Source organism: Empedobacter sp. UBA5987, assembly GCF_002429865.1.
Lineage (GTDB): Bacteria > Bacteroidota > Bacteroidia > Flavobacteriales > Weeksellaceae > Empedobacter > Empedobacter falsenii_B.
In genome coordinates this window covers 73,889-88,598 of record NZ_DJBB01000047.1, presented here as the reverse complement: position 1 = coordinate 88,598, position 14,710 = coordinate 73,889, and the positions used below count along the sequence as shown (strand labels likewise).

The following is a 14,710-nucleotide window of genomic DNA, read 5'->3' as shown; positions in this document are numbered from 1 at the left end:
AGCTTTTTTTTTACATTTGTTTTAAAGACTGTAGAAAGTATGGAAGCTAAAAATGTAATTGAGTTAAGTCAATCATCTATATATCAAAGAAATCATTTAGTATTATCTGACGTTAATTTCACACTTAACGAAGGAGAATTTGTTTACCTAATCGGAAAAACAGGAAGTGGAAAAAGTAGTTTATTGAAAGTGCTTTATGGTGATTTGCCGCTTCAATCGGGACAAGGTTCTGTGGTTGGAATGGATTTGAAATCATTGAAAACAAGTAAGATTCCTGATCTTAGAAGACATTTAGGAATTGTTTTCCAAGATTTCCAATTGTTAACAGATCGTACAGTTGAGCAAAATTTGACGTTCGTTTTGAAAGCAACAGGTTGGAAAGATAAGGCTACAATCGATAAACGTATTGATGAGGTTTTAGATTCGGTAGGGATGTTGTCAAAAAAGAAAATGATGCCTTTCCGTCTTTCTGGAGGAGAACAACAGCGTGTTTCTATAGCTCGTGCTTTATTAAATCATCCTGAATTAATTTTAGCAGATGAGCCTACAGGAAACCTAGATCCAGAAACGTCAAATGATATTATGGATTTATTGTTGTCGGTATCGAAAGAAAATAATTGTGCAGTTTTGATGGCTACACACGATTATGAAATTATTCGTCGCTATCCTGCGCGTAAAGTGCGTTGTGAAGACGGAAGATTATTTGAAGTTGCGGAAGCGATATCAGAATAAGATAAATTACACAATATAATTTTAAAGAAAGAGTTTACTTAGTTGTAGACTCTTTTTTTTGTTAAATAATTAACTAACTAATGTATCAAGGTAATAAACTTCATTTTATAAGTATGGATGTTCCATTTCCTCCCAATTATGGAGGTGTTATAGATGTTTTTTATAAATTGAAAGCATTTCATCAACTTGGGATTGAAATTCATTTACATTTGTTTGGGTTTAACGAAACAGAAAGAGATGTTTTAAGGAAATATGCTAAAGAAGTTTATTTTTATCCAATACATCAGATGCCTTATTATATTTTTCAGAAATATCCTATTTCAGTAAAATCGAGGGATAGCAAATTATTGTATGAACGAATTAAATCGTTGAAAGCACCTATATTTTTTGAAAGTCTAAAAACAACATTTATTTTGAATAAATATAACCTTGAAGGTTATTCTAAATATTTGCGATTACATAATATTGAACAAAATTATTTTTCTGGATTAGCTGAAAGCGAGAAGAATCTGGTAAAAAAAGCATTGTTTTATATTGAGGCAAAAAAATATATTCAATACGAAAATATCATCCATCAGTTTGATGAAGTTTTTACACTCTCTAAATTTGAACAAAATTATATTCAAGAAAAATATAATAAAGGAAAATTTGTGCCTGTTTTTCATGGAAATGAAACTTTTCAATCACTAAGTGAAAAAGGAGAATTTGCTTTATATCATGGTGATTTGAGAGCTTCGGACAATTGTAAAGTAGTCGATTTTTTGATAGAAGTGTTTAAAGGAATTGATTATCCTTTCGTTATTGCTTCAGGTTCTAGAGAGAATTGGGTAAAAGAAAAAATTAAAAATTATCCTCGTATACAATTTGTTAAATTGAAAGATTTTGATCATTTGAAAAATCTTTTCGAAAAAGCACATCTCAATATAGCGTGGTCTTTTCAGGAATCTGGAACAAAACTAAAAGTGATAAATGCATTATTCAATAGTCGTTTTTCGATAATAAATGAAAATGTGATAGATGACGAGAAAATTAGTGGACTTTGTGTTCAAGTTTCGAATAAATCAGAGCTGATAAAAGCTATTAATCATTTAAAAGATCAATCATTTTTAGCATCAAAAGAATATATTGAAACACTTGAATATGATTTGAATGATAAATTGAATGCCGAAATTATTTTGAAACAAATTTTTAATTAACTTTATGATTATGAACAGAAATCAATTCGCAGATATAATTTTACAACGATTAATTGATCAAAAGGAAGAAATAAGTCAACAATACAATAGTAGCAAAGATAAGATCGGTTATTTTTGGGTTGATGATCTATTGCCAGAAGAATTAGTTTTGGAGATAAATCAAGTTTTTCCACAAGAAAAAGAAATGGTGTTGAAAAAAAGTTTGAAAGAAGATAAATATATTGCTGTTCAAATGGATCAATATCATCCTATTTTAGAAGAAATTATTTACGCTTTTCAAGATGAAAGAATCGTAAATTTGATTGCTGAGATTTGCGAAATAAAACAACCTATTCCAGATTCATCTTTGTATGCTGGAGGTTTGTCTATGATGGGAAATCGTCAATTTTTGCAGCCTCATTTGGATAATTCTCACGATGCGAAAAGAGAATTGTGGCGTGTGTTGAATTTATTGTATTATGTAACGCCAGACTGGAAAGAAGAATATGGTGGTAATTTAGAAATTTGGCCAAATGGATTGAAAAATGATCAGATTACAATTTTTAGTAAATTCAATCGATTAGCAGTAATGGCAACGCATAATGATTCTTTGCATTCGGTTTCTCCAATAAAGTTTGAAGGTTTTAGAAAATGTGTTTCAAATTATTATTTTTCTAAAGAACCTTTAAGAGAGACAGATTCCTTTCATGTGACTTCGTTTAGAGGTCGTCCAGAGCAAAAGGTTTTGGATCAAGTTTTACAAGTTGATAATGCTTTAAGAATGGGTGTTAGAAAAGTATTTAAAAAAGGAGTAGTGGAAAATCCACATATTTATAAAAAAGAAGAAAAGTAGATTAAAATTTAATCTACTTTTTTATTTTTTCAAAAATCTCCTTCAATTTTAATTCTTCATTTTCCCAACAAAGTTCATTTGCAGCATTTGCAAGGTTTTCTTGGTAACTTCTTTTTCCTTCGTTTAAGATTTCTTGTAGTTTTTCAGCCAAATGTTTTGGTTCGTGATTGTCAATCACTTTTCCAACTTTATATTCTTCGACCATTTTTTTGATTTCAGGTAAATTTGTTGCTAAAACTGGTACTCTAGCTTGAATAAAGTCAAATAATTTATTCGGTAGAGCGTAGCGATAGCTTAATCCTAAATCTTCTTCCATACTCATTCCTACATCAGCTAAAGGTGTTATAGTTTTTAAAGTTTTTGGGGGAATATTTCCTAAAAAATGAATGCGATTAGTCAAGTTAAAATCTTTTACCAATTGTTCGTATTCAGTTTTTTTAGGTCCTTCGCCAGCAATCCAAAATTGACAATTATCAATGTGTTTAAACGCTTCAATCATTTTGTCAATTCCTCGACTCATGTTAATTGCGCCTTGATACAATAATATTTTATCGTTTGTTGGATTTTCGGGTAAGCGAAAGAAAATTAAATCTTGTTTATCGTTAAGTTTTGTTCGGTTGGGAACATTTCTAATCACAGCCGGATTAGCACCATATTCCTTGCGAAACCAATTGGCATATCCATCACTTACTGTATAAAAATACTTGATTTTTGGAACAAGAGAACGTTCTAAAGTTTTCCAAACTTTTTTTGTTTTAGGACGATTGTGTAATGATGGTAATTCTGAATAAATTTCATGACTATCAAAAACTAAAGGAATTTTTTTGATTTTACTTACCAAATAAAAAGGAAGTAAGCTATCTAAATCATTCGCTAGTAAAATAGTTTGTTTATCCGCTTTTTTAAGTAAAGTGAAAAATAATTTGTAATTGAATTCAGCATACTTTTTCATTGTTGATTGATTCTTTTGTTCCATCAAAAATGTCTTGTACGGTTTATTCAATTCTGGTCTTCCGTTTATAGTCGCGCCAATCAATTCTACATCGTATCCAAATTTTAACAAAGAATGGCAAACTTTATCTAATCTTTGATCCGTTTCAATATTATTTAGTACAGCAGATAGGATTTTCAATTTTATGGTTTTTGAAGATTATTTTCCAGGTTTGAAGATGATATAATACGCCTGAACTAAAAATAAAATCGCATTTGGAATAAGGACTGGCCAAGCCTCGATCATAGCAGCATAAATTACAAAACATACACAACCAATTGCATTGATAATGCGGATAATTGTAATCTTCGAAAAAAAGAATGCTAGTACAATAAAGACTGAAGCAAGATAGCCAAAAATATCAGCTATACCAATGTTAGATAAAAAATCCATAAAACGATAAATAAGAATGATAAAGTATAGGCAAAATTATGAAAAATAAGTCGATAACTTTGTGTAAATTTGCACAATGATAGAAACTTTATCAAAGATAAAACACAAAGATTCGCCAAACTTCTTTTTACTTGCTGGTCCATGTGCCATCGAAAGTGAAGATATGGCTTTGAGAATTGCTGAAAAAGTAGTAACAATTACTGATAAATTAGAGATTCCTTATGTTTTTAAAGGATCTTTCAAAAAAGCAAATCGTTCTCGTATTGATAGTTTTACAGGGATTGGAGATGAAAAAGCATTGAAAATTATTCAAAAAGTTGGAGAAACTTTTGATGTTCCAACAACTACAGATATTCACGAACCTTTTCATGCAGAAATGGCGGCGGCTTATGTAGATGTGCTACAAATTCCTGCTTTCTTGGTTCGTCAAACCGATTTAGTAGTTGCAGCTGCACAAACAGGGAAACATGTTACATTGAAGAAAGGTCAATTTCTTTCGCCTGAAGCAATGAAATTTCCTGTAGAAAAAGTAACAGATTCTGGTAATAATAATGTTGCAATTATCGAGCGTGGAACTATGCTAGGTTACGGAGATTTAGTAGTAGATTATCGTGGAATTCCTGTGATGCAAAATTATGCACCGGTTATTTTAGATATCACACATTCTTTGCAACAACCAAATCAAGCTTCAGGTGTAACGGGAGGAAAGCCAGAATTAATCGTAACAATTGCGAAAGCTGGAATTGCTGTTGGTGCTGATGGTATTTTTATCGAAACGCATCCAGATCCTAAAAACGCAAAAAGTGACGGTGCAAACATGTTACAATTAGATTTGTTAGAAGACTTATTAACGAAATTGGTTAGAGTTCGTCAGGCAATTCTATAAAAATAATTTTTAAAGAAAATTTATTAAATAATACTTAGTCAAGTTGATTAAGTATTTTTAATTTTTTTAGATAATGGATAATTTAATTCAGAAATATAATATTCCAGGACCTCGTTACACAAGTTATCCAACTGTTCCGTTTTGGGACAATGATGATTTTACTAAACAAGGTTGGATTGAAACTTTTCAACGATCTTTCGATGAAAGTAATGTAGAAGAAGGAATATCAATTTATATTCATTTACCTTATTGCGAGTCGTTGTGTACGTTTTGTGCATGTAACAAACGTATTACGAAACAACATTCGGTAGAAGTTCCGTATATTGATACAGTTTTGAAAGAATGGAGATTATATGTGGATTTATTTTCATCTCGACCAAAAATTAAAGAAATTCATTTAGGAGGAGGAACACCAACGTTTTTCTCTCCAGAAAATTTGAAGAAATTAATTGATGGTATTTTTGAATATGCGGATGTTGCCGAAGGACACGAATTTAGTTTAGAAGGTCATCCAAATAACACAACAAAAGAGCATTTACAGGCTTTATACGATTTAGGTTTTAGACGTATTTCGTATGGTGTACAAGATTATGATCTGAAAGTTCAGGAAGCAATTAATCGTGTTCAACCTTTCGAGAATGTGAAAAGAGCAACAGAAGAAGCGCGCGAAATTGGCTTTACATCGATTTCTCACGATTTGATTTTTGGTCTTCCACATCAAACAATGGAAGGAATGATGGAAACTATTAATTTGACAAAAGAATTAAATCCAGATCGTATTTCGTTTTACAGTTATGCGCATGTGCCGTGGATAAAAGGTGTTGGACAACGTGGTTTTCAGGACGATGATTTGCCTTCACCAGAATTGAAACGTGCATTATATGAAGAAGGAAAGAAAATGTTCGAGGAAATGAACTATTTCGAAGTTGGAATGGATCATTTTGCCTTAGAACAAGACTCGATGTATCAATCGATGAAAAACCATACATTACATCGTAATTTTATGGGATATTCTTCTTCGAAAACACAATTAATGGTTGGTTTAGGAGTTTCTTCTATCAGTGATTCTTGGTATAGTTTTGCACAAAACGAGAAGACAGTAGAAGAGTACGAAAAATCAATCAATAACGGAGAATTATCCGTTTTCAAAGGACATATATTATCAGAAGAAGATTTGATTATGCGTCGTCATATTCTAAATTTAATGTGTAATTTAGAAACTTCTTGGGCTGATGATAACATGAAATTTGATGATGTAGATCGTATCAAAACTATGTTACAAGATATGGTTGACGATAATTTGATTGAATTTGTAGAAAATGGTTTGATCGTAAAAGAAGAAGGACGTCCATACGTTCGAAATGTGTGTATGACATTCGATAAGAGAATGATAGATAACGAGCCAGAAACACGCATTTTCTCAATGACAATCTAATAAAATAGATAAATGTTTTAAACTTTATCAAAAAAAGTATATATTTGAATATCTCAAACAATGAAAGAAATAGAAATTCACGGTAAAAAATTTATTCCGTACATCGCTTTTGAAGAAATAGAACACGCCATCAAAAATATGGCAAACGAAGTTTACGAAGAATACAAAGACGAAAGACCGATTTTTGTTGGTGTATTAAACGGAGTTGTAATGTTCTTCAGCGATTTCTTAAAACAATATCAAGGAGAATGTGAGATTTCATTCTTGAAATTAAAATCTTACGAAGGAACAGAATCAACAGGGAAAATTACTATTGAGATGGATATTCCGATGAATGTTGAAGGACGTCACGTAATTATTTTAGAAGATATTGTAGATACAGGTAATACGTTAGTAGAGTTGCACCGAATCTTGAAAGAGAAAAAGGTAAAATCATTAAAAGTAGCAACTTTATTATTTAAGCCAGATGCTTACAAAAAAGATTTAAAGGTAGATTTAGTAGGAATTTCTATTCCTGATAAATTTGTAGTAGGTTATGGATTAGATTTTGACGGATTAGGAAGAAATTTACCAGATATTTATCAAATAAAACATTAAAACAAAATGCTAAACATTGTATTGTTCGGACCTCCTGGCAGTGGTAAAGGAACACAAGCTAAATTTTTAGAAGAAAAGTACCAAACTCCTCAAATTTCTACTGGAGACTTATTTCGTTTCAACCTTAAAAATGAAACAGAATTAGGCGCTCTTGTGAAATCTTACATGGACAAGGGACAATTAGTTCCAGATGAGGTAACAACAAATATGTTGGTTGATCATTTAGATAACAATCCAAATGCGCAAGGATACATTTTTGATGGATATCCACGTACAACATCTCAAGCAGAAGCTTTAGATAAAATCTTAGCAGATAAATACGAAAGCGAAGTTTCGATTACATTAGCATTAGTTGTGGATGACGAAATTTTGGTTCAACGTTTATTAGAACGCGGAAAAACTTCTGGTCGTGCTGATGATGTGGACGAAAAAATTATCCGCGATCGTATTACAGAATATTACGAGAAAACTGCAATTGTAGCAGAACACTACAAAGCGCAAGGAAAATGGGTTGAGATTGATGGAGTAGGTTCTATTGAAGATATTACCGAAAAATTGAACGCAGCAATTAAAGAAGTTTTATAAAACGACTTTTACATTATAAAATAAAAAGGATTCTCATTTTGAGAATCCTTTTTTATTATTGTCAAGCTGAATTTTTTTCAGTTTATCATTTTTCAAGAATTTTTTTAGATTTTCAGGAATTTTCTCCCAAATATGATTAGGAATACCAAATTCTAATTTTTCAAATAGTTTCTCTTTATTGTTCCAAATTATTACATTATCCCAGTACGTTATAAAAAAAGTAGATTTATCTAAATATTCAGAACTATTTATATAATCCATCCAACCTTCTGCAATTAAATTGTTAGAATTATCATATACATAAATTTCTGAGTAATTTTCTAAAGAGCTATTAAGATGGTTACTTAGATGACCTTCAATACAACTATTTGACCAATCAAATTTTAAATTATCAGATTTTACATCATAGTATTTTAAGTCAACAATTAATTGTTCTTCGACTAATTTTCTCAATTCAACACTCATAGGAGATGATAATCCTAAATCTATATAATTTGGAGTCATAAGTTTTCTATTTTCCTTCAACCAAGCCTTTACAAATGTTTTTTACAACAGCAGGACCTTCATAAATAAAACCTGTATAAACTTGTAACAAACTTGCACCAGCTTCCAGTTTTTCTTTAGCATCTTCGGCTGTATGAATTCCGCCAACTCCAATGATAGGAAATGCTTTGTTCGATTTTTCAGAAAGATAACGAATCACTTCTGTTGAACGATTTTTAAGTGGTTTTCCCGAAACTCCACCAGTTTCTTTTACAATTTCTGGATCAGATTTTAATCCTTCTCTTGAAATGGTTGTATTTGTAGCAATCACTCCAGCAATTTTAGATTCTAATACAATATCTATAATATCGTCCAATTGAGAATCTGTTAAATCTGGTGCGATTTTAAGTAAAATTGGTTTCGGTTTTTCGTTTTGATTATTGTATTGTTGCAAATAATTAAGAATGTACAATAAAGGTTCTTTTTCTTGTAAATCGCGTAATCCAGGTGTGTTTGGAGAACTTACATTGACTACAAAATAATCAACATAATCAAACAATGCATTGAAACATTTGATGTAATCGTCAACAGCATCTTCATTTGGTGTCAATTTGTTTTTACCAATATTTCCGCCAATGATATAGTTTTCACGATTTTTTAATTCTCTAATTTTCGAAACAACAAAATCAACACCTTTGTTATTAAATCCCATTCGGTTAATAATCGCCTCATCTTCCATCAAACGAAACATACGTGGTGCATCATTTCCCGGTTGAGGTTTTGGTGTAACGGTTCCAATTTCGATAAAGCCAAATCCGAAGTGGTTCAATTCTTCAATATATTCAGCATTTTTATCAAAACCTGCAGCCAAACCAATTGGATTTTTGAATTTAATTCCAAAAACTTCTCGTTCTAAACTTGGTTGATTGTATTGATAAAATTTATCTAATAATTTTCCAACTCCAGGAAATGCAGCATAATTTTTTAGATTTCGTGTAACGAAATGATGTGCTTCTTCGGGTTGTAATTGAAATAAAATGTTTTTGAATTGTTTGTACATGCTGCAAAATTAATCAATCCTATTCATTATAAAAATATGTTTTGATTACTTATTTTTCGTGATTGATTGTATTGTGCTAATTGGAGAAATTTCAACAGTTTTTTGACCTTTCACAACATAAAAATAATAAAGACTATTCGTATTGACTAAATAAATTTCTTTTTTCTCACCAGAATTGAAAGTTAAGGTCTGTCCATATTTTTCGAATTTTAAATCTCCATTTTTTATTCGTTTTGATAAAAAATTACCACCACCAACTCCAAATCCTAAAAAGAAACAAATCAGCATAACAAAAAAGAATCCAATTAAATTTTGATTAATTTTCTTAGTGAATTCTTCATTCGTGAGGTTATCAGTTTCTTTAATCTTGTAATATTTCTTAATGAATTTTTTCTCTGGATATTTCAATGAATACTGTTTAAAACTATAAAGTAGAAAAATAAGAAGAATAAAAAAGATTAGTAAGAAAGGATGTGCGGTGATTTCGGCTATTGGACTAATTAAGATATCCATAATGCTCGAAAATTTCAGAATATTAATATCCAATTGATAATAAAAAATAGATTCTTTAATAATTCCCATGAAGACTAAATAAATATAACCAAAAGGAAGTAATCGTTGTAAATGTTCGTTATTCATACTATTGAATCTATTTTTGGCGCGATTTTATTTCTTTGTTAATCATAGAAAGCCTTATGACCAAAGGCATCAAAGTAGTTGAAGTTCTGCAAGCAACGGCAATTAATGCATAATTTTTTGATTTTATTGCTGAATATACCAAGAAGATAGAAATCAAAAACATCAAACATCCAAAAGTAATTACCATTGTTTTGGTTTGTTTTTGCTTTTTCAGAAGTTAGTCATCAGTATATTCGGACAAATTTTTTTAGTATTCATGATAGTGTGTTAATTAATTGAATAAATATAAATAAAAATCTGAGTCATTATAAATTATTCATTCAAAATAGATAATACAAGATTTTAATAAACAAATTAGAAATTGTACTTTTGCAGACTAATTAAAAGAGAAAAATTATGCAATCAAATTTTGTTGACTACGTAAAAATAAATTGTAGAGCCGGACATGGAGGTGCGGGTTCAGCAAGTTTGCATCGCGAAAAATATATTGACAAAGGTGGACCAGATGGTGGAGATGGTGGACGTGGAGGAAATATCACGCTTCTTGGAAACTCAAATCTTTGGACCTTGTTAGAATTTCGATTCAAAAGACATTTCCGTGCGCAAAACGGTGGACGTGGAGGTAAATCTCGTTCTACTGGTGCTGACGGTGAAGATATTATTTTGGAAGTTCCGATCGGAACAATTGCCAAAGATGACGAAGGAAATATTATTGGCGAAGTAACAGAAAATGGGCAAGAATTAATTATTGCGCAAGGAGGAAAAGGGGGGCTAGGAAACTGGCATTTCCGTTCTGCAACGCGTCAAACGCCTCGTTATGCACAGCCAGGTTTGGATGGTGACGAGCGTCAAGTTACATTGGAGTTGAAAATTTTGGCAGATGTTGGTTTAGTTGGTTTTCCAAATGCAGGAAAATCTACTTTATTATCAGCTGTTTCGGCTGCTAAACCAAAAATTGCAGATTACGCATTTACAACGTTAACACCTAACTTGGGAATTGTAGAATACCGTAATCATCAGTCATTTATTATGGCAGATATTCCTGGAATTATCGAAGGTGCGGCAGAAGGAAAAGGTCTTGGACATCGTTTCTTGCGTCATATTGAGCGTAATTCTAACTTATTATTTTTAATTCCTGCCGATACAGAAGATTATAAAAAAGAATATGAAATTCTGTTGAATGAATTGAAAAAATTCAATCCTGAATTGTTAGATAAAGAACGAATTTTAGCTATTTCTAAGTCAGATATGTTAGATGATGAATTGGAAGCTGAGATTAAAGCACAATTACCAACTGATATTGATACGATATTTATTTCGTCTGTTTCTGGAAAAGGAATCACAGAATTGAAAGATTTATTGTGGAAAAAACTACACGAATAACTAATTATTAAAGATAAAGACAAATGTTTGGAAATTTTGGAGACATCATGGGAATGATGGGAAAAATCAATTCATTTAAAGATAAATTTTCTGATTTGAAAAATGAATTAGATGGAGAAATATTTACAACGACTTCTAACGATGGAAAAGTAAAAATTACAATGTCTAAATTGGCAACAGTAAAAGATATTGAACTTGCTGAAGGAATGGAAAAAGAAGAAATTGAAGATTTGTTAGTGATGACGTTAAACAAAGCGTTGGAACAAGTAAAAACAGAAGCAATTGACAGAGCGAAAAAAACAGCTCAAGAAAATTTACCAAACATTCCTGGAATGCCTTTCTAAGAAGAATTTGAAAAAATAAAAACCCCTGAAAATTAATTTTCAGGGGTTTTTGTTTGATAATTTGGTTCAATATTTTTATCATCTTTCTCATCCAAAGATTCAAGATATTCTGCTTTCAAACGTTCTTGTTCTTGGTAAATATCCCATAAACGCTCGGCTTGTGGATCATAATAATTTTCTTGATCCCATTTCGGAACTTCTTTTTGTGGACCAATATTTCTAAACAAATAAGCAAAAAATGCACCCGAAATAAATCCACTTAAATGTCCTTCCCAAGAAATAGAATTACTACTTGTATCTGTTTTTAATTGTGGTAAAATTTCTTGAGGAACCATTCCCCAAATCATTCCGCCGTATAATAAAATAATGATTAATGAAATTGCCATTAAACCACGTTCTTTTCTGATTATTCCACTGAAAAATATAAACGAAGCTAATAAGTAAACGATAGAACTTGCTCCAATATGACAGCTTACATTGTCATCTAAAAAAGGTGGGTTTCCAATGATCCAAAGAATAATTCCTGATAAAATCCAACCAAAGAATATCACGTAATAAGCCAATCTATCGTACATCAATAGTGCGATAAAGCTAAGAAAAGCTAATGGAAAAGTATTGCTGATAATGTGTTTCCAACCCGAGTGAAATAAAGGCGAGAACAGAATTCCTTTCAATCCTACGAAAGTTCTCGGAATAACGCCGTAACAACTATCTAAATTGTATCCGTTTTGTTGGAACAAAAAGATAATCCACATTGGTATAAGCAGTAGCAGAGGAATTATAATAGTTTTCTTCGGAAAAGGATAACTCATAAAATTGGTTTTGAAAACATCATTCAATCTTTATTCCTTTCCAGAAAATCTGCCAATTTTGGTCAAATTAAGTTTAATAGCGTTTTATTAATTCTCTCGCAAGCAATTTCCAATCTGTCCATTTCACGCCTAATTGATGATTTTGAACAGCAATTTTATGTTGGTAATTCAAATGCTTAATCACTTCCTTATAAGCTTTTATCAAATTAAAATTCGGATCATAAATATGAGTTGCTTCAGAATTTGCACCATTAATTTCAAGTATGACAAAATTTCCGTTCTGAAAATCTTCTAAACTTTTTGCTTTCAAATCGATACGACCATAATAAAAACCATCAATTTTTTGTGCGATTTGATCTATAGTTTCTTCTAATTTAGACGTTTTTAGAGAAGATCCATCTAAAAAAGTTGTTCCTCGACTATGATTTCCTATTGGTTCAACCAATAATTTTTCATCTTTTTGAAGAACTGAATTTAGTTCGTTTTGTAAACGTTTAAACAAATAATCTTTTCGGTAAAAAGCTCTTAAATTTTGTTCGATTAATTCTTTCAAAGTTGATTTTCCATCACCCGTAAACGTCAAAAAATCTTTTGCTGTTATCGACAGTATTTTACCATTTTTTTCTTTTGGTAATCTAACATAGAAAACACCAAACTCAAAGTTTGATTGAATATATTCTTGTAAAATTAAATCTCGATTATTTTGCTCTAAATAATTTTTCCAATCAATTTCATTTCTGATTAATTCTACACCAATTCCACGTTCACCAAGATTTGGTTTTGCAATAAAGGGAAAATTAAACGGAATTTCTTGTGTTGTAAATTCATCAAAAAAAATGGTTTTTGGCTTATAATTTTTATCAATTTGATTGAGTAAATCAATTTTAGAATAATCAATAAATCCGCCCCATTTCATTGTAGGATTTGCCGAGCAAAAGTAAGCTGGAGCGCCTGTTTGAAAGATTTTATAAATGTACCAAGGTGTCAATGGCGCATAAAATAACCAGAATGGCCAAAATTCGTATCGTGTCCATTTTGTTATTTTCGGATTCATTTTTCTTGATTTTGAAAAGCAATTGTAGAAGATGCAATTCCAAAATTTTGTGGAATTTTAATCGTTGAAAAATGAGTTTCGATCGCAATTTTAATCAACGCAAAATGATGAATGCTATGATCAAAACAATACATTAATTCGCGATAATTTGTGGTATTAATTGTGAAATTCTCTCCGTAATAATTCTGTTTTAGCTGAATTGTTTTTTCTAAATCTAAACGTTCTATTTGTGATTTTAGATGATTCAGCGTATTCAAACTTTCAACAACCGAATTTTCTAAAGCACGATTTCGCTCTCTATCATCATAACAAATACAATTGTTTTTTTGCGCTTGTAAAAAGCACGAATAAAACTCGATAATATGACGAAAATGTTGACCAACAGAAGCACCAGAAATGATTTCTAATTCCTTTTGAAAAGACAGATCGTCAAATTGCAAAAGAATCGATTTCATTTCATCAAAGGAATGCGCTATAGTTTTCTGAATACTCATAATTCTTTGCAAAGATAAATTTTTACATTTGAACTAAATTGAAAAATGAGATGTGTATAATCAGTTTTTACAGAAATGAGGATGAATTTGTGTTGACGCACAACCGAGATGAGGAAATAAATCGTTCTTCTTCTAAAGAGATTGTGGAGCAAAAGCGTTTTGATAAAACTTATTTTTCGCCTGTAGATGAGCGCGCAAATGGAACTTGGATTTTTTATTCGGAACAATATGTTGCGTGTATTTTGAATGGAGGAATCGAAAAACCAATGCATTTCAAAGAAAAATACAGAGAAAGTAGAGGAATTATCTTATTAGATTTATTGAAATATAATTCTGTAAATGAGTTTATTAATTCGGAAAATTTGTCAGGAATCGCACCTTTTACAATTTTTGTTTTTGAAAGACTAACTAAAAATGCTTACCTTTTGTTTTGGAATGAAAATAAACTGAGCGTAAAAGATATTTCGCAAGAAAAAATTGTGACATGGTGTTCGTCGACATTGTACAGTCCTGAAAGAAGAAATGAAATTGATGAAATTTTTAATCAAAATAATGATTTAAAATCCGAAGAAATTTTAGAACTTCACGATGATTTGAAAATGAAAAAAGGTGATTTGTACGATTTTTTAGCAACGACATCTATCTCTCAAATTATTATGAATTCTTTAAGAATTGATATGAAATATTGTCAGCTATTTTGAAATTAATAGACAATAATTCGTTATTTTAAGGAATCATCAAATCATTTCGGACATAGGCATAATTTATGCTATAGTCTATCAGAATAATTATAT

General features: G+C 30.7%; 19 protein-coding genes. 10 read left to right on the top strand and 9 right to left on the bottom strand.

Features of this window, described 5'->3' with window-relative positions; translation table 11 throughout:
* Window positions 1-39 precede the first annotated feature (39 nt).
* The 3 genes from B3J26_RS07355 (at window position 40) to B3J26_RS07345 (ending at window position 2,760) form a co-directional block, all read left to right on the top strand.
* Window positions 40-732 (top strand): cell division ATP-binding protein FtsE, encoded by a 693-nt coding sequence (locus B3J26_RS07355; RefSeq protein ID WP_038333079.1) that lies wholly within the window; start codon window positions 40-42, stop codon window positions 730-732.
* 80 nt (window positions 733-812) lie between these two features.
* Complete coding sequence (locus B3J26_RS07350; protein WP_185144468.1) at window positions 813-1,928, top strand: glycosyltransferase; 1,116 nt, start codon at window positions 813-815, stop codon at window positions 1,926-1,928.
* A gap of 10 nt (window positions 1,929-1,938) precedes the next feature.
* The gene (locus tag B3J26_RS07345; protein ID WP_280051062.1) at window positions 1,939-2,760 is read left to right on the top strand and encodes a 2OG-Fe(II) oxygenase; all 822 of its coding nucleotides are present in this window, start codon (window positions 1,939-1,941) and stop codon (window positions 2,758-2,760) included.
* Window positions 2,761-2,773: 13 nt separating this feature from the next.
* On the opposite strand, the gene B3J26_RS07340 is transcribed toward B3J26_RS07345, so the two are convergent.
* Together B3J26_RS07340 and B3J26_RS07335 are read right to left on the bottom strand one after the other, a co-directional pair.
* Window positions 2,774-3,892: a glycosyltransferase gene (locus B3J26_RS07340; protein WP_280063386.1), complete on the bottom strand. Its 1,119-nt coding sequence runs from the start codon at window positions 3,890-3,892 to the stop codon at window positions 2,774-2,776.
* Window positions 3,893-3,910: 18 nt separating this feature from the next.
* Window positions 3,911-4,144, bottom strand: a complete 234-nt coding sequence (locus tag B3J26_RS07335; protein ID WP_115001637.1) for a uroporphyrinogen decarboxylase — start codon at window positions 4,142-4,144, stop codon at window positions 3,911-3,913.
* A 76-nt stretch (window positions 4,145-4,220) separates the two neighbouring features.
* Between B3J26_RS07335 and kdsA the strand changes: the two genes are divergently transcribed.
* The 4 genes from kdsA (at window position 4,221) to B3J26_RS07315 (ending at window position 7,647) form a co-directional block, all read left to right on the top strand.
* Window positions 4,221-5,030, top strand: coding sequence for a 3-deoxy-8-phosphooctulonate synthase (kdsA, locus tag B3J26_RS07330; RefSeq protein ID WP_291073996.1), 810 nt, complete (start codon window positions 4,221-4,223; stop codon window positions 5,028-5,030).
* 73 nt (window positions 5,031-5,103) lie between these two features.
* Window positions 5,104-6,465, top strand: coding sequence for an oxygen-independent coproporphyrinogen III oxidase (gene hemN / locus B3J26_RS07325; RefSeq protein WP_291073994.1), 1,362 nt, complete (start codon window positions 5,104-5,106; stop codon window positions 6,463-6,465).
* A gap of 60 nt (window positions 6,466-6,525) precedes the next feature.
* Window positions 6,526-7,062: a hypoxanthine phosphoribosyltransferase gene (gene hpt, locus B3J26_RS07320; RefSeq protein ID WP_038333090.1), complete on the top strand. Its 537-nt coding sequence runs from the start codon at window positions 6,526-6,528 to the stop codon at window positions 7,060-7,062.
* A gap of 6 nt (window positions 7,063-7,068) precedes the next feature.
* A complete protein-coding gene (locus B3J26_RS07315; protein WP_125350758.1) occupies window positions 7,069-7,647 on the top strand; it encodes an adenylate kinase in 579 nt (192 codons plus the stop codon).
* Window positions 7,648-7,680: 33 nt separating this feature from the next.
* On the opposite strand, the gene B3J26_RS07310 is transcribed toward B3J26_RS07315, so the two are convergent.
* Genes B3J26_RS07310 through B3J26_RS07295 form a run of 4 tightly spaced genes read right to left on the bottom strand, consistent with a single transcriptional unit; the run spans window position 7,681 to window position 10,016 of the window.
* Window positions 7,681-8,151: a hypothetical protein gene (locus B3J26_RS07310; RefSeq protein ID WP_280036948.1), complete on the bottom strand. Its 471-nt coding sequence runs from the start codon at window positions 8,149-8,151 to the stop codon at window positions 7,681-7,683.
* 7 nt (window positions 8,152-8,158) lie between these two features.
* The gene (locus B3J26_RS07305) at window positions 8,159-9,190 is read right to left on the bottom strand and encodes a quinone-dependent dihydroorotate dehydrogenase (RefSeq protein ID WP_219033696.1); all 1,032 of its coding nucleotides are present in this window, start codon (window positions 9,188-9,190) and stop codon (window positions 8,159-8,161) included.
* A 45-nt stretch (window positions 9,191-9,235) separates the two neighbouring features.
* Window positions 9,236-9,829 carry a hypothetical protein gene (locus B3J26_RS07300; RefSeq protein ID WP_219033695.1) on the bottom strand — a complete coding sequence of 198 codons (594 nt, stop codon included), beginning with the start codon at window positions 9,827-9,829 and terminating at the stop codon, window positions 9,236-9,238.
* A 10-nt stretch (window positions 9,830-9,839) separates the two neighbouring features.
* Window positions 9,840-10,016, bottom strand: a complete 177-nt coding sequence (locus B3J26_RS07295) for a hypothetical protein (RefSeq protein ID WP_181816329.1) — start codon at window positions 10,014-10,016, stop codon at window positions 9,840-9,842.
* A gap of 209 nt (window positions 10,017-10,225) precedes the next feature.
* On the opposite strand from B3J26_RS07295, the gene obgE reads away from it, so the two are divergent.
* Window positions 10,226-11,212 (top strand): GTPase ObgE, encoded by a 987-nt coding sequence (gene obgE / locus B3J26_RS07290; protein WP_115001628.1) that lies wholly within the window; start codon window positions 10,226-10,228, stop codon window positions 11,210-11,212.
* A 23-nt stretch (window positions 11,213-11,235) separates the two neighbouring features.
* Window positions 11,236-11,556, top strand: a complete 321-nt coding sequence (locus B3J26_RS07285) for a YbaB/EbfC family nucleoid-associated protein (RefSeq protein ID WP_038333099.1) — start codon at window positions 11,236-11,238, stop codon at window positions 11,554-11,556.
* Between the two features lie 32 nt (window positions 11,557-11,588).
* Here the strand turns inward: B3J26_RS07285 and B3J26_RS07280 are convergent, their stop codons facing one another.
* The 3 genes from B3J26_RS07280 to B3J26_RS07270 form a co-directional block, all read right to left on the bottom strand.
* Complete coding sequence (locus B3J26_RS07280) at window positions 11,589-12,368, bottom strand: rhomboid family intramembrane serine protease (protein ID WP_291073991.1); 780 nt, start codon at window positions 12,366-12,368, stop codon at window positions 11,589-11,591.
* Between the two features lie 73 nt (window positions 12,369-12,441).
* Window positions 12,442-13,422 carry a hypothetical protein gene (locus B3J26_RS07275; protein WP_125350526.1) on the bottom strand — a complete coding sequence of 327 codons (981 nt, stop codon included), beginning with the start codon at window positions 13,420-13,422 and terminating at the stop codon, window positions 12,442-12,444.
* Window positions 13,419-13,916, bottom strand: coding sequence for a hypothetical protein (locus B3J26_RS07270; protein WP_125350525.1), 498 nt, complete (start codon window positions 13,914-13,916; stop codon window positions 13,419-13,421). Before B3J26_RS07270 ends, B3J26_RS07275 begins: the two co-directional genes overlap by 4 nt.
* A gap of 50 nt (window positions 13,917-13,966) precedes the next feature.
* Between B3J26_RS07270 and B3J26_RS07265 the strand changes: the two genes are divergently transcribed.
* Complete coding sequence (locus B3J26_RS07265) at window positions 13,967-14,617, top strand: NRDE family protein (protein WP_115001619.1); 651 nt, start codon at window positions 13,967-13,969, stop codon at window positions 14,615-14,617.
* Window positions 14,618-14,710: the final 93 nt, after the last annotated feature.

What these genes read in the sequence shown, in the direction of transcription:
- B3J26_RS07305 (WP_219033696.1), bottom strand. Translation starts at nt 9,190, where the DNA reads ATGTACAAACAATTCAAAAACATTTTATTTCAATTACAACCCGAAGAA.
- B3J26_RS07280 (WP_291073991.1), bottom strand. Translation starts at nt 12,368, where the DNA reads ATGAGTTATCCTTTTCCGAAGAAAACTATTATAATTCCTCTGCTACTG.
- B3J26_RS07355 (WP_038333079.1), top strand. Translation starts at nt 40, where the DNA reads ATGGAAGCTAAAAATGTAATTGAGTTAAGTCAATCATCTATATATCAA.
- B3J26_RS07265 (WP_115001619.1), top strand. Translation starts at nt 13,967, where the DNA reads ATGTGTATAATCAGTTTTTACAGAAATGAGGATGAATTTGTGTTGACG.
- B3J26_RS07270 (WP_125350525.1), bottom strand. Translation starts at nt 13,916, where the DNA reads ATGAGTATTCAGAAAACTATAGCGCATTCCTTTGATGAAATGAAATCG.
- B3J26_RS07345 (WP_280051062.1), top strand. Translation starts at nt 1,939, where the DNA reads ATGAACAGAAATCAATTCGCAGATATAATTTTACAACGATTAATTGAT.
- B3J26_RS07300 (WP_219033695.1), bottom strand. Translation starts at nt 9,829, where the DNA reads ATGAATAACGAACATTTACAACGATTACTTCCTTTTGGTTATATTTAT.
- B3J26_RS07350 (WP_185144468.1), top strand. Translation starts at nt 813, where the DNA reads ATGTATCAAGGTAATAAACTTCATTTTATAAGTATGGATGTTCCATTT.
- B3J26_RS07275 (WP_125350526.1), bottom strand. Translation starts at nt 13,422, where the DNA reads ATGAATCCGAAAATAACAAAATGGACACGATACGAATTTTGGCCATTC.
- hemN (WP_291073994.1), top strand. Translation starts at nt 5,104, where the DNA reads ATGGATAATTTAATTCAGAAATATAATATTCCAGGACCTCGTTACACA.
- kdsA (WP_291073996.1), top strand. Translation starts at nt 4,221, where the DNA reads ATGATAGAAACTTTATCAAAGATAAAACACAAAGATTCGCCAAACTTC.
- obgE (WP_115001628.1), top strand. Translation starts at nt 10,226, where the DNA reads ATGCAATCAAATTTTGTTGACTACGTAAAAATAAATTGTAGAGCCGGA.
- hpt (WP_038333090.1), top strand. Translation starts at nt 6,526, where the DNA reads ATGAAAGAAATAGAAATTCACGGTAAAAAATTTATTCCGTACATCGCT.
- B3J26_RS07295 (WP_181816329.1), bottom strand. Translation starts at nt 10,016, where the DNA reads ATGGTAATTACTTTTGGATGTTTGATGTTTTTGATTTCTATCTTCTTG.
- B3J26_RS07285 (WP_038333099.1), top strand. Translation starts at nt 11,236, where the DNA reads ATGTTTGGAAATTTTGGAGACATCATGGGAATGATGGGAAAAATCAAT.
- B3J26_RS07315 (WP_125350758.1), top strand. Translation starts at nt 7,069, where the DNA reads ATGCTAAACATTGTATTGTTCGGACCTCCTGGCAGTGGTAAAGGAACA.
- B3J26_RS07310 (WP_280036948.1), bottom strand. Translation starts at nt 8,151, where the DNA reads ATGACTCCAAATTATATAGATTTAGGATTATCATCTCCTATGAGTGTT.
- B3J26_RS07335 (WP_115001637.1), bottom strand. Translation starts at nt 4,144, where the DNA reads ATGGATTTTTTATCTAACATTGGTATAGCTGATATTTTTGGCTATCTT.